This is a genomic window from Pseudomonas sp. GW821-FHT03C07 (assembly GCF_059420925.1).
The window spans coordinates 182,896-196,569 of record NZ_JBWKUQ010000013.1; the positions used below are offsets into that span (position 1 = coordinate 182,896).

The 13,674-nt window shown below is 61.2% G+C and carries 12 protein-coding genes and 1 pseudogene; 4 read left to right on the forward strand and 9 right to left on the reverse strand.

Going from position 1 to position 13,674, the window contains the following annotated elements; all coding sequences use genetic code 11:
- Nucleotides 1-300 precede the first annotated feature (300 nt).
- Genes AC07VG_RS23340 through AC07VG_RS23355 form a run of 4 tightly spaced genes read left to right on the forward strand, consistent with a single transcriptional unit; the run spans nt 301 to nt 5,929 of the window.
- Entirely contained in the window at nt 301-1,404 is a 1,104-nt protein-coding gene (locus AC07VG_RS23340) for a hypothetical protein (RefSeq protein ID WP_495004288.1), read from the forward strand.
- A 21-nt stretch (nt 1,405-1,425) separates the two neighbouring features.
- The gene (locus AC07VG_RS23345) at nt 1,426-1,914 is read left to right on the forward strand and encodes a GNAT family N-acetyltransferase (protein ID WP_495004289.1); all 489 of its coding nucleotides are present in this window, start codon (nt 1,426-1,428) and stop codon (nt 1,912-1,914) included.
- 39 nt (nt 1,915-1,953) lie between these two features.
- Complete coding sequence (locus tag AC07VG_RS23350; RefSeq protein ID WP_495021958.1) at nt 1,954-2,772, forward strand: sulfotransferase family protein; 819 nt, start codon at nt 1,954-1,956, stop codon at nt 2,770-2,772.
- A 40-nt stretch (nt 2,773-2,812) separates the two neighbouring features.
- On the forward strand, nt 2,813-5,929 hold the full coding sequence (locus AC07VG_RS23355; protein WP_495021959.1) for an autotransporter domain-containing protein: 3,117 nt from the start codon (nt 2,813-2,815) through the stop codon (nt 5,927-5,929).
- Nucleotides 5,930-6,144: 215 nt separating this feature from the next.
- On the opposite strand, the gene AC07VG_RS23360 is transcribed toward AC07VG_RS23355, so the two are convergent.
- The 9 genes and pseudogenes from AC07VG_RS23360 to AC07VG_RS23400 all read right to left on the reverse strand — a co-directional run.
- A complete protein-coding gene (locus AC07VG_RS23360) occupies nt 6,145-6,360 on the reverse strand; it encodes a HoxN/HupN/NixA family nickel/cobalt transporter (protein ID WP_495004292.1) in 216 nt (71 codons plus the stop codon).
- 612 nt (nt 6,361-6,972) lie between these two features.
- On the reverse strand, nt 6,973-7,731 hold the full coding sequence (locus AC07VG_RS23365; RefSeq protein WP_495004293.1) for a LexA family transcriptional regulator: 759 nt from the start codon (nt 7,729-7,731) through the stop codon (nt 6,973-6,975).
- Nucleotides 7,732-7,958: 227 nt separating this feature from the next.
- Nucleotides 7,959-8,486, reverse strand: coding sequence for an inorganic diphosphatase (gene ppa, locus AC07VG_RS23370; protein ID WP_495004294.1), 528 nt, complete (start codon nt 8,484-8,486; stop codon nt 7,959-7,961).
- Nucleotides 8,487-8,777: 291 nt separating this feature from the next.
- Nucleotides 8,778-9,590, reverse strand: coding sequence for a M90 family metallopeptidase (locus AC07VG_RS23375; RefSeq protein ID WP_495021960.1), 813 nt, complete (start codon nt 9,588-9,590; stop codon nt 8,778-8,780).
- A gap of 4 nt (nt 9,591-9,594) precedes the next feature.
- Nucleotides 9,595-10,251, reverse strand: a complete 657-nt coding sequence (locus tag AC07VG_RS23380) for a DedA family protein (protein ID WP_495004296.1) — start codon at nt 10,249-10,251, stop codon at nt 9,595-9,597.
- Between the two features lie 299 nt (nt 10,252-10,550).
- Nucleotides 10,551-11,009, reverse strand: a complete 459-nt coding sequence (locus AC07VG_RS23385; protein ID WP_495004297.1) for a GNAT family N-acetyltransferase — start codon at nt 11,007-11,009, stop codon at nt 10,551-10,553.
- A 103-nt stretch (nt 11,010-11,112) separates the two neighbouring features.
- Nucleotides 11,113-11,943 (reverse strand): ethanolamine ammonia-lyase subunit EutC, encoded by an 831-nt coding sequence (eutC, locus tag AC07VG_RS23390; protein ID WP_495021961.1) that lies wholly within the window; start codon nt 11,941-11,943, stop codon nt 11,113-11,115.
- Entirely contained in the window at nt 11,940-13,334 is a 1,395-nt protein-coding gene (locus tag AC07VG_RS23395) for an ethanolamine ammonia-lyase subunit EutB (RefSeq protein ID WP_495004299.1), read from the reverse strand. The genes eutC and AC07VG_RS23395 overlap by 4 nt, the downstream gene beginning before the upstream one ends.
- Nucleotides 13,335-13,518: 184 nt before the next feature.
- Nucleotides 13,519-13,674: pseudogene (locus AC07VG_RS23400) on the reverse strand (ethanolamine permease); the annotation flags it as partial.

The following is a 13,674-nucleotide window of genomic DNA, read 5'->3' on the forward strand; positions in this document are numbered from 1 at the left end:
CCGTATTAAGCCTGGCCCTGACGTCCGCGCTGGCGGCAATGGAACTTCCGTCAGTTTTTTGGCGAATAAAAGTGCGAGAGAATCGGCGTATTAATGGCGTTATGTGCCGATTTTCAGTGAAACACAGCCTTCCAGCAGAAACATTATGAAACACACATATAAAGGTTGGCAGGCTGATGTCAATTAGGCATTATTTCGCCATTACTTTGACTTTGCCGCTTCCTCCAGGCGGATTGTCGCGGACTCTGGCCCCCAGAGTCGTCCCCCCAACCTCTTTGAGTTATTGCTGGAGCCATCCGCATGGCCGTCCTTGACGTTGCTCGTGGGCAGCAATCAGGTGCCCGATCGCTGAGTGATAGCGAATTCTGGAGGCTCTTGCGCCAGGAAGTGTTGCCTCTTCGTCCGAGCCAGTACGACATCACCTCGATCTGCAACCTGACCTGCGAAGGGTGTCTTTTCTTTTCAGGCGATGACTATCTTGGGCACAAGGATGTGAAGGACCTGCAGAGCATCGAGCGGTTCTTCGCCGACGAAGGCGCACGAGGCGTGCGCTACGGCTACTTCGGCGGGGCGGAGCCGTCGCTGGCGGAGAACAAGTTGCTCATTGCCAGCCGGCACATTCCTTACGGCGTGGTGTTCACCAACGGCATCAAGCGCTTGAGTGCCGAGATCGACTATCGCGTGCATGTGTCGCTCTGGGGCAACCCCGAGCGCAGCCGCGAACTGCGCGGTGCCGACACCATGAGCAAGCAGATCAGAAACTATCGCAATGACCCCAGGGCGGTCTTCGTCTTCACCCTGACCGCACGCAACCTCGACGATATTCCGTATATCGCCCAGCTCTGCGCGGACAACGGTCTGGCCCTGACCTTCAATCACTACAGCCCGACCAGCAAGTACCTGGACTTTATCGACAGCGGAGCCGGCGCCGATCAATACCACATCACCAGCACCGCCGCCGACAACCTGGTCCTGAGCACCGACGATCTCCTGCGTGCCCGGGACAGTATCGGGCTGCTGCTGCAACAACCGGGGCAGCGGATTCTGTATGACGATGATTTCAATGCGCTGATTCACGACCCGGCGGGCCTGTATCCCGATGCCCAGGGTGCGGGCGCCGTGACCCGCGATTGTGGCGTACTGCTGACCCCCTCGCTGCGCCACTACAACACCGACCTGAGCCAGAGCACCGGTAAATGCTGCACGCCGAACATCGATTGCAGCAGCTGCCGGCTCTACGCCCAGTCCTTTGCCAGCGTTCTGGCCCGGGCCACTCGGGATCTGCGCCAGGAGGGGGGGCAGCAACGACTGATCAAGCTATGGCGCCTGTGGTGCGAGCTGTTCCTCAACGACACTCGCCTGCGCACGCCTTACCCGGGCAATGGCAGCCAACCTTCACTCTGACCTTCAACACGAGAAGCTGCCATGTCGGCCATCAGCTCATTCAAAAATCACCGGATCGTCTGGGTATGGGGGCAGGTCACTGCCCAGATGCGCAGCGAACTCATCGCGTTCTGGGGCGCAACCGGCGCGATACCCGATCCCGCCGAGGCCTGGCGCAGAACCTTCGAGGTTACGTGTGTGGTCCTGGACCCCGAGGGGCGGATCGTTGGGGTCAGCTCGGTGTATTGCGCCTCTCCCGGCGCCGGGGCGCTCTATTGGTTCTATCGCACCTTCATTCGTGAGGACCACCGCGACGTTGGCCTGGCTCCCAGGTTGTTTACCCATACCTACGAGCAACTGGCGCTGGCCTATGCCGGCGACGCTCAGGCGCCCGTGGGGATGATGATCATTGTCGAGAATCCGAAGCTGGAGACCGCCGCTGGTATCCGTGTGATCCAGCGCGCCGGGTTCCAGCACCTGGGTATCGATGAGAGCGGTCAAAGTGTCTGGCATCGGCTGTTCCTGTCATGAGCCAGAGCGTTATCACCTACTTCACCAGGAACCCAGTCTATGGCTGAGCGCAGTCTGCATTTCATTTCCGGCCTGCCCCGTTCCGGCTCGACCTTGCTGTCGGCCCTGTTGCGCCAGAATCCGCGTTTTCATGCGCACATGAGCAGCCCTGTGGCAGGCCTGGTCGATGACCTGCTCAATGGCATGAGCGGCAAGAACGAGTATTCACTGTTCATCTCCGATCAGCAGCGTGAACGCATTCTGCGTGGGCTGTTCGAGCAGTTCTACGGTGACGAATTTTCCGCGCCGGTGATCTTCGACAGCAACCGTGCCTGGTGTTCGCGCATGGCCTTGCTCAAAAGCCTGTTCCCCGCCAGCAAGGTGATTGCCTGCGTGCGCGACGTGCCCTGGATCATCGACAGTATCGAGCGCCTGGTCCAGAACAACCGCCTTTCGCCCTCGGCGATTTTCAATTTCCACGCCGGTGGCACGGTCTATAGCCGCGCCGATGCTCTGGCGAATGCCGAGGGCATGCTCGGTTATCCCTACAACGCCCTCAAGCAGGCATTTTATGGCGAGCACGCCGCCAGCTTGCTGCTGGTGCGTTACGAGAGCCTGGTCAGCGACCCGCAAGCGGTGCTCGACGGTATTTACGACTTCATTGGCGAGACGGCCTTCGGCCACGACCTGCATAACGTCCAGTTCGAGGCGCAGGAGTTCGACCGGCGGGCCGGTACGCCAGGGCTGCACGATGTGCGGCCGAGCGTACAGGCCGTCCCCCGGCCGACTCTGCTGCCGCCCGATGTGTTCGCGCGGTTTATCAACGACGCTTTCTGGCAACACCCTCAACACAACACTCAAGGGGTCAGGATTCTTTGAAGAGCCCCCATAAAAAAATCAAACCATTGGAGCGCACGAGATGAACAAGGGGATTTATCGATTGGTCTGGAACAGCGGCCTGGGGGCGTTGCAAGTCGTTTCCGAAGCCGCCAAGTCAAAGAGCTGTGGTGGTTCGGGCACGCGCCTGGCGGGGGGGCGCGGTAAAGCAGCGGTCTGGCCGCTGGCACTGCTGTCGCTGGGCATTGCCTCGTCGGCCTGGGCAGGTGCGTCTCCCAACATCACTTCCAATGCCGATTCCGGTACGGGTTCCTTGCGCGAGCAATTGTCCATCGGTGGGACGTTGCGGGTGGACCCTTCCGTCAACACGATCAACCTCGGTTCGGATGCCACGATCAACAGTGGGCTAACGACGCTGACAGTGACTGCTCCCCTGACCGTCACCGGTGCCAATCTGGTGGGGAACAACGGTTCTCTGGGGTTGAGCGGGGCGAGTGGTGGGATCATCACCACCGCGATCGCGGGGCAGTTCAGCGGCGCTGCGGGGAGCGGCGGCCCATCGCATCCGGGAGCCACGGGGTCAGCCGGCTCGAACGTCAGCTCGGGTACCGGCGGCGTCGGCGGCACGGGCTCCACCGGCCAATACTCCACCCCGAACAATGCTTCGGCAGCCATCAACGGGAGCTTTTTTACGCTGACCAACAATGCGACCCTCACCGGTGGTCAAGGTGTTGCCAGTGTCCCCGGCAACGGTGGCAATGGGGGGGTTGGCGGGTCCACCAATCTAGCACCCGGTAACACCGGGGGCTCCGGTGGCACCGGCGGGGCCGGAGCGAACGGAGGCGCCGGCTCGGCCGGTGGGGACGGCATTTCAGGCAGTTTCTTTACCGTTACCAATAACGCCAGCATCACCGGCGGCAATGGTGCCACCGGTGCCACCGGTGCCACAGGCGGTCAGGGTGGGGCCGGCAGCACTTCCGGTAAATATGGTGGTAGCGGTGGCAATGGTGGTCGTGGTGGGAACGGCGGTAATGGCGGGGTGGGTGGTGCCGGCATCAGCGGTTTCAACATTCAGGTGATCAACACCGGCACGATTCAAGGCGGTAACGGTGGTATCGCCGGTGCTGCGGGCGTGGGTGGCGCAGGCGGTGCGGGAGGTGGGGGCTTTGTTCACGCCGGCGCGGCCGGGGGCGCGGGCGCCAACGGTGTTGCCGGCTTCGCGGGAGCAGGTGGCGCGGGTGTGGTGGTGACGGGCAACTCGACGGTCTTCAACGCCGGAACCATTTCTGGTGGTTTTGCCAATGGCGGCAGTGGCGCCCGGGCCAATGCGATCGAGCTCAGTGGTGGTGGTAACCAGCTGACTCTCGCTGCCGGTTCGGTGATCAATGGCAATGTAGTCAGCTCCAGCGGTGGCAGCGATGTACTGGCCCTTGGCGGCGACAGCAACACCGGTTCCACCACGTTCGACCTCGCTTCGACCGGCCCTCAAGGGAGCCCGATGCAGCAGTATCAGGGCTTCGGCAGCTTCGAGAAAATCGGCAACAGCACCTGGACTCTGACAGGCACTGACACCTATGGCCAGAATTGGGCCGTCAACAACGGCACCCTGGTCATGGCCAGTGGCGCGAGCCTGCTGGGTTCGGTGGCTGTCGCCAGCGGTGCCACGCTCAACACGAGTGACGCTTCGATCGCCGGGGGGGTGAGCAACGCCGGTGCGCTGGTGATTGGTAGTGCGGCCACGCCTTTTTCCACGCTGTCAGTGGGGAACACCTTCAGCCAGAGCAGCAGTGGCACGTTGCAGGTCAGCGCCCTTAGTTCATCGCAGTACAGCAAGCTCAGCGTCAATGGCAACGTCGCCCTGGCCGGCACCTTGAACGTCGACGTCAAAAGTGGCGATACCCTGGCCGCCGGTAATCAGTTGACCCACGTGATCAGTGCGACCGGCACGGTCACTGGCCAGTTCAGCCATGTCACCGATAACAGCCTGTTGTTCGACTTCACGCCGACCTATAACAGCAGCAGCGTCGACCTGAATGTGCTTGCCAGCGGTACCTCTGGCAGCGCCAACACCGTTCAAGGCAGCGTCCAGGCCCTCGGCAATTCTCCGGCCCTAGGTGCAGCGGCAGCCTTGGACCAGATCATTGCCAACGATCCAAATGGCAAGTTGGCCAGCCACTTTGTCGCGCTCAGTACCCAGGGCGAAGTGTCCAGGGCCGCCAGCGAAGTCCTGCCGCTGATGACCGGGGGATCCACCACGGCGGCACGGACTGCATTGAGCAGTATCAACGGCGTGGTGCAGGCGCGCAGCGAATCGGTCCTTGGCGGCCAGTCTTCCGGCGACAGCGGCCTGTCTTCCGGCGAGAGCGTGACTGAGCGGCACCTCTGGATCAAGCCGTTCGGCTCCTGGGCCAACCAGCAAAGCCACGATGGCGTTGCCGGGGTCAACTCCAGTGTGGGCGGTATGGCCTTCGGTCTCGATGCCAGCCTCAATGATCGCTGGATGCTGGGTACCGCCTTCATCTACGCCAAGGCGGACACTCACAACAGTGGTGACACCGCCCGTCAACAGCTGACCACCGACGTCTATCAATTGGTGGGCTACGGTGCGTATCACCTGGACGACACCACCGACCTGAGTTTTCAGCTCGATGGCGGCCAGAACCACAACGATGGCAAGCGCAACCTCGACTTCGCCGGGCTGCAAGCCAAATCCAACTATGATTCCTGGACCGCCCATGCCGGCGTTGCCCTGGATCGGACCTTCAGCCTGACGCCTGCCACGCGCTTCACCCCCTCGGTACGGGCGGACTACACCTGGATCAAGGATGAGGCCTACAACGAGAAAGGTGCCGATGAGCTGGACCTGCAGGTCAAGAGTCGCAGCACCGATCAGTTCATTCTCGGTGTGGATGGCAAGCTGGCCCATGACCTCACGCAACAGCTGACCTTGAGTGGCAAGCTGGGCGTCGGTTATGACTTGCTGGCGAGTCGTGACTCGCTGACCAGCAGCTTTGCTGGTGCGCCGGGAACGGTCTTCACCACTTACTCCGGCAGTCCGCAGCGCTGGCTGGCTCGCGGTGGCACCGAGTTGAGCTACGCGGTCAACGGCCAACTGCAACTGGCCGTGCGTTATGACGTGGAGGAGCGCAGCCACTTCGTCAACCAGACTGCTTCTGCCCAAGCACGCTGGGCCTTCTAAAGGTCGGGTAGGCAGGGAGGCCGACCACGGGGGCTTGATGTTCCCGTGTGCAGTCATCCGGTGATACGCAAAAGGCCCCTGAAGTCGAGAGACTCCAGGGGCCTTTCGTTTTCTCGGTTCCGAAGCGGTTGCGCCGCTCTATTCCCCCACCCGTCTTTATGGGGACGCTAGTGTGCTGTTCTCGAAATAATTTACCTATTAGCCTGGACTTGCCCCTACAAAACCGGACACCAACACCCCGTTAAATTGATGCTGCCGCTAAGCGCCTGAACTCTCTCGACCAGCGATATACCTGCACTGAAAAGAACCGGAAATACCATGATTCCCCATGGCGACAATCCTTGGGAGGTCTGGCTAGCGGAGATGCCCAACAGAGCAATTTCAGTGGCGGTATCGAAGCCCAACCCGAACAGGAAGCCCAAGGGAAACATGTGCCAGCTTCGAGTGATCAAGCGAACAATGGCCGGAAAATCCTCGCAAGAAAACCACGATCCGCCAGTAGCAGGTCAAAGTCATCCTCGACATAAACACCACCCTGCCTGACGTGGCGTCATGCCTTATAAATCGACCTCAAAATAATCAGGTTCATCAGTGCGATGACGAAAAGGAACAAGGCGGAAACCGAGGTACTGATAACGCCCTCCATCTGTCCCCCCCACTTCATCGTCGGATGAGGTCAAATGGTGTTGAACACCATCGGACAGGGGAATGCCTGAAGCCCCCGGAATAGCTAGGCTATCGGCAGAATTTTCGGATGGGACAGGATTATTTTGGACAATTAAAAAGCCGGCTTGTGGCCGGCTTCTCGGGGACGGGATTGGCTTATTTTTGGTAAGCCTCACTCGCCTTCAAAACGTACATCCAGAGCAAATCTGGTTGTGGGACGCAGCGCAGTTGTCTCGCGCCGTGTCGTGGGCAATCTGGCCTGCTGCAAGCAGGACGCTGCCCAAATGTGCCGCGCAGGATACCGGCATTTACGACAGATTCCCAGCGAAAACCACACACCAGAGCTGTCGTTTTCAGACAAGAGGGGATCTTGTCCCCTATTTCGACGGCACCGGGGGCCGCCGCTTGTTCAGCGTCGACCACCAGAACACCCAACCCAGTATCCGAACGTTCTGTTCCTCGATCTGCTCCGCGGTGAACACTTCATCCGGATACTCGGCACTGTTGTGGCTGCGCAGCCGCAAGGCCCCCGCCGGCAGGCGGTAGACATATTTCACCCGCAACATGCCGTCGTGCTCCAGCGCGTAGATTTCGCCGTCCACCACCTGGGTCAGGCTGCGGTCGATGGCAATGGTGGAGCCGTCCTGGATCTTTTCCGCCATGCTGTTACCCGTCATGGGCGCGCAGATGGCCTGGTCCGGGCCGACCCCCATGGCCTGCAGGATACGATAGGGCAGGCGCACCTTGCGCCCGGGTATGACCGCCACCTGGGTCTGGCTCGAACCGGGGGCTGCGGGGGTCTCCTTGTACAACGGCACTTGCACGTCGTTGCGTTCGGTGGCCGCCAGGTCGTCGCGAGAGGAGTAAGGCTCCTGATCGTGAGTGGGCAGCAATTCGCGTTCAGCCTCCGTCTCGTTGGTCGAGCTGCCAGGGTGTTTGGGCCCTTCGCCGGTGCGCAGCCAGCGGCTGTTGACACACAAAAGCTCGGCTATCTCGTCCAGCCGCGCCATGGGAATGCCGCGCTTGAACCAGTTGTTGACGTGCTGCGGCGTCACTTGCCGGTTGGCAGCGAAGTCCGAAGCGGATAGATGGCACTCCCGCAGGAGGGCCCTTAAGCGATCGCCTGATGTATTCATGAACACAGAGTTTACTGGCGTGCTACACCTGTTTAAATAAACGAGGTGTTCAAAAATTCTCCCGGTTCGCACACGAACCGATTGGTGTCGTTCAGGATTCCTACACTCAAATAGCTGAACCTGAGTCGTTATGTTTATTTATTAAAACTCTTGTTTGTTTATTGGTAAACAGGCACAAAAAACCCCGGCAAGCCGGGGTTCTTCAATTCGCGCCAGGGCGCGGCGGATCAGCCCTTGTAAGCGGCGACCGACTTCATGATTTCGGCACGGGCGGCTTCGGCATCGCCCCAACCTTCGATTTTCACCCATTTGCCTTTCTCGAGATCCTTGTAGTTCTCGAAGAAGTGCTTGATCTGCTCCAGCAGCAGCGCTGGCAGGTCGGTGTATTCCTTCACGTCGACGTACAGCTGGGACAGCTTGTCGTGCGGGACCGCGAGAACCTTGGCGTCGCCGCCGCCGTCGTCGGTCATGTGCAGGATGCCGACTGGACGGGCACGGATCACCGAGCCAGGGGTGACCGGGTATGGGGTCACGACCAGCACGTCGAGGGGGTCGCCATCGTCGGCCAGGGTGTTGGGGATGAAACCGTAGTTGGCCGGGTAGAACATCGGGGTGGCCATGAAACGGTCAACGAACAGGCAATCGCTGTCTTTGTCGATTTCGTATTTGATCGGCGCGTGGTTGGCCGGAATCTCGATCGCGACGTAGATGTCGTTCGGCAGGTCTTTGCCAGCCGGAATCTTGCTGTAGCTCATTGGGCGATGCCCCCGTTGGTTGATCAGAAAACTTGGCCGGTTTGACCAAAAAGTGGCGGGGATTATAGGCCTATTCCGGGGGCGATGCCACGGGCCGCCGGACACTCGGAGGCGCCCCCGGATCTCGGGCGACGAGCTGATCTGCGATGGTTAATCACTGTGGAGCCTGTGGGCGCGGAGCTTGTCGGATCGCCGTACCGCCGCGAAGGCGCCCTCAAGACCGCCAAAAGCTTCGCGGGCAAGCTCCGCTCCCACAAGGGCAGAGGCAGGGCCGCGGCCGGGATTTCGGCGTCAGTCTTTAGTCTTATACCGCGGGTCGTGGGCCTGCAGTTGCTGTAGCCGCGCCAGCGGATCCTGGCGATAGAACGCGCGCAATTGCTCGTACACCCGTGGGTAGGTCGTGGCCAGGATATCCGGGGCACTGAAGAAATACTCGCTGGTCACGGCGAAGAACTCCGCCGGGTTTTCCGCCGCATAAGGGTCTATGGCGGTGTCGGCGTTGGGGTTGCGGTCCAACTGGCGATTGAGGTTGTCATAGGCGTGTTGCATGACCTTGGCCCAGTCGCCCACGCGCATGTCGCCGTGCAGCGGTGGCAGGCCGTTGGCGCTGCCGCTGAGCATGTCGAGTTTGTGTGCCAGTTCGTGGATCACCAGGTTGTAGCCTTCCCAGCCGCCGCTGGCCTGTACCCCGGGCCACGCCAGGATGATCGGGCCCTGTTGCCAGGCTTCGCCGCTGTGCTCGGCATCCCACTCGTGTTCCACGCCGCTGGCGTCGCGATGGCGCTGGGGACTGAGGAAGTCGTCCGGGTAAAGGACGATCTCATGGAAACCCTGGTACCAGTTCAAGTCCCCCAGGTGCAGCAGTGGCAGTTGCGCCTGGGCCGCCAGCAGCAGGCGGCTTTCCTGGTCCAGTTCCACGCCCGGCAAGGCACTCAGGTGCTTGTCAGCGAGGAATAGCACGCTGTGTTCCCGCAGCCAGCGATCCTCGGCGTTGCTGAGTCCGTCGAGGAAGCTCAGGCGCTGGCGGACTCGCTGCCAGGTTTCATCGGCAACCGGATGGCGGGCCAGCGTTCGCCGGCGCCGCCAGGCACTCAGCGACCACACGGGATCAGTGGGTGCCGGCTTTGGACGCGGCGTTGCCGAAGCGGCTGCGGACCATGCCGATGATCATCGGCAGCAGCGACAGCAGGATGATGCCGACCACCAGCAGCGACAGGTTTTTCTTGATGAACGGTACGTTGCCGAAGAAGTAACCCAGGGTGACCAGGCCGCCAACCCAGAGCACGGTGCCAAGGATGCTGAACAGGAAGAAGCGCGCATAGGGCATTTTGCCAACGCCGGCGACGAACGGTGCGAAGGTCCGCAGGATCGGCAGGAAGCGCGCCAGGGTCACGGTCTTGCCGCCATGGCGGTCGTAGAAGTCGTGGGTCTTTTGCAGGTAGTCGCGGCGGAAGATCTTCGAATTCGGGTTGCTGAAGAGTTTCTCGCCCGCCGTTCGGCCGATGATGTAGTTGGTGCTGTCGCCGAGAAGCGCCGCCAGCATCAGCAGGCCGGCCAGCAGCACCGGGTCCATGCCACCGCCCGCGGCCACCGCGCCGGCGATGAACAGCAGCGAATCCCCCGGCAGGAATGGCATGACCACCAGGCCGGTTTCGCAGAAGATCACCAGGAACAGGATGGCGTAGATCCAGAGCCCGTAGTTGTTCACCAGCATGTCGAGGTAGACATCGAGATGCAGGATTATGTCGATCGGGTTGAAATCCATGGATGGCACCTGTGTGAACGGTCCGGCTCGGCGGACCTGTGCAAGGAAAATAGATATGCGTAGTTAACTACAGGAAATGTAGTTTTTTCGTACATTCCGTGGGAAAGCGGGATTATAAGAGTTAGGGAGATTTCTGCCTGCTGAGTTTGTAGCGGGGAATGTCGAGCGAAGGCGATGCATGGCGATGCAGGAGCGTCGATGGATGTTCGATTGCCAGCGATGGTGACGTAACATTCACTGCCGTCATCGCTGGCAAGCCAGCTCCTACAAGGGCTGCGGGCCTTTTGGGCCGGCGTTGATCATTTTTCGTCGATCGGCAATACGTAGTTCTTGAATTCGCTGTCTTCGCGAAAGCCAATGGATTCGTAGGTTTTCTGTGCCACCAGGTTGTCGCTGCTGGTGGAGACGCGCAGACGAACGGCGTGGGTCTCACGGGCCATTTTCTTCGCCGTGCGCATCAGGTTGTCGGCCACCAGCTGGCGCCGGGCGTCCTCGGCGACGTAGATGTCGTTGAGGATCCAGACCCGCTTGAGCGATAGCGAAGAAAAGCTTGGATACAATTGGCAGAAACCGAGCAGCTTGCTGTCGTCATCGTCCGGCAAGGCCAGGTAAATCACCGACTCTTTGCGCCGCAGGCGTTTTTCCAGAAAGTTGCGCGACGAATCAGGGTAGGGCAAGGCACCGTAGAATTCGCGGTATTTGACGAACAGGGGGGTCAGCAGGTCCAGATGTTCCAGGGTCGCTTGAGTAATCCGCATAGATCAGGCCTCAACTTCATGGATTTGACGGCAAACGGTTCACTCGGGCAGCCGTAGCGTTGATGCTGCCCAAAGCGCGGGAAAAGAGCAATCCGGATGACGGTCAATCTTGGGACGGGCCCAGTAGGAAGTTGCCATTTGAATGGACATCCGATTCACTCTCCAGCGTTTGCACTTGAGCCTCGTCCTTGAGATTGACCCCCGATAATTGTCGGCGGCAGGCTTCTTTCATCAGGTACAACAATTTATGCGCGGCCATGCCGTAACTCATACCCTCCAGGCGTACGTTGGAGATGCAGTTGCGGTAGGCGTCGGTCAGGCCGACTTTTGGATTATAGGTGAAATACAACCCCAGGCTGTCCGGCGAGCTCAGGCCCGGGCGTTCGCCGATCAGGATCACCACCATTTTCGCTCCCAGCAGCTCACCGATCTCATCGGCGACCGCCACGCGGCCCTGTTCCACCAGGACGACCGGCGACAGCGACCAACCCTCGGCCGCGATCTGTTCTTCCAGGCGGGTCAGGAACGGCAGCGTATGGCGATGCACGGCGAGGGCCGACAAGCCGTCGGCCACGACAATGGCCAGGTCGATGCCACCGGGGTGAGCCAGTGCATGCTCACGCAGTTGCTGGGCCGACGCGCTGTTGAGCTTGCGGCCCAGGTCCGGGCGTTGCAGGTAGCTGTGGCGGTCGTCGGCGGCGCTGTGCAGCAGCAAGGTTTCCCGACCGCGCTCGGCAAGTTGCGCACTCAGGCCCGCGTGGTCGAACGGCAGGTGCACGGCATCGCGGGCCTGGGCGTGGGCGAACTGGAAATCCAGTTGCGCGCTGGTGGGCAGGCTGGTGCCGGTACGTCCCAGGGCGATACGCGCCGGGGTCAGGCGGCGCAGTTGCAGCCAGGGGTTGTCGCTGTCGATCTGTTTGGCCATGTCGTTCATCCAAGCTGCGCCAGTGCCTGGCGAAACGCCGGGGGCAGGCTGTTGCCAAAGTGCACCTTGCCGTCGGCCTGGGTAAAGATCCCCATTTTCGCCAGCCACTGTTCGAACTCCGGCGCGGGCTTCAGTCCCAGGGTCTGGCGGGCATACAGGGCATCGTGGAACGAGGTGGTCTGGTAGTTGAGCATGATGTCGTCGGAGCCGGGAATGCCCATGATGAAGTTGATCCCGGCCACCCCCAGCAGGGTCAGCAGGGTGTCCATGTCGTCCTGGTCGGCTTCGGCGTGGTTGGTATAGCAGATGTCGCAGCCCATGGGTACGCCCAGCAGCTTGCCGCAGAAGTGGTCTTCGAGGCCGGCGCGGATGATCTGCTTGCCGTTGTAGAGGTATTCCGGGCCGATAAAGCCGACCACCGTGTTGACCAGGAACGGTTTGAAATGCCGGGCCACGGCGTAGGCGCGGGTTTCACAGGTCTGCTGGTCGACGCCGAAGTGGGCGTTGGCCGACAGCGCGCTGCCCTGGCCGGTTTCGAAATACATCAGGTTTTGCCCGAGGGTGCCGCGATTCAGGCTCAGGCCGGCGTCGTAGCCTTCCTGCAGGACGCTCAGACTGATGCCGAAACTGGCGTTGGCCGCTTCGGTGCCGGCAATCGATTGGAACACCAGGTCCAGCGGCACACCGCGGTTGATCGCCTCGATGGAGGTGGTGACGTGGGTCAGCACGCAGGCCTGGGTGGGGATTTCGTAACGCTTGATCACCGCGTCGAGCATGTGCAGCAGGTCGCAGATCGAGCTCAGGCTGTCGGTGGCCGGGTTGATCCCGATCATCGCGTCGCCGTTGCCGTAGAGCAGGCCGTCGAGGACGCTGGCGGCGATGCCGGCCGGATCGTCCGTGGGGTGGTTGGGTTGCAGGCGGGTCGACAGCCGGCCGCGCAGGCCCAGGGTGCCGCGGAATTTCGTGACCACGCGGATTTTTTGCGCCACCAGCACCAGGTCCTGGACGCGCATGATCTTCGATACGGCGGCGGCCATTTCCGGGGTCAGGCCCGGGGCCAGGGCGCGCAGGCTCTGTTCGTCGGCGGTGTCGCTGAGCAGCCAGTCGCGCAGGCCGCCGACGGTCAGGTGGCTGACGACGGCGAAGGCCTGTTTGTCATGGGTGTCGACGATCAGTCGGGTGACCTCGTCGGATTCGTAGGGGATCAGCATTTCCTCGAGGAAATGCTTGAGGGGAATATTGGCCAGGGCCATCTGCGCCGCGACCCGTTCGCCGTCGTTGAGGGCGGCGACCCCGGCCAGGAAGTCGCCGGAGCGGGCGGGGCTGGCCTTGGCCATGACGTCCTTGAGGCTGTCGAAGCGATAGGTCTGGGCGCCGACGGAATGGGCGAATGTGGCCATGGGGCGGTGTCCTCCTGAACCTCTGTTAGCAATAAACCGTCCCTGTCGGAGCCGGCTTGCCGGCGATGGCGGCCGATCAGATGATGCAAATCTCGCTGGCCTCATCGCCAGCAAGCTGGCTCCTACAGTACGGCGGTGTTCATGTGTACAGCGTAAGGGCGCAGGACGCCCCGTGCTGGTGCAATCAGTTACCTGTGAGCATAGCGTCCGCCGGCGCGTCCGAGCGCTGGCTGGCGGTCAATTGGAAGTAGATGAAGCCTACTGCCATGAAACCGAGGAAAATCAGGCCGATCAGGGTGTTGAACCAGGCCATCGCGATCAGGCACACCACCGCCAATAC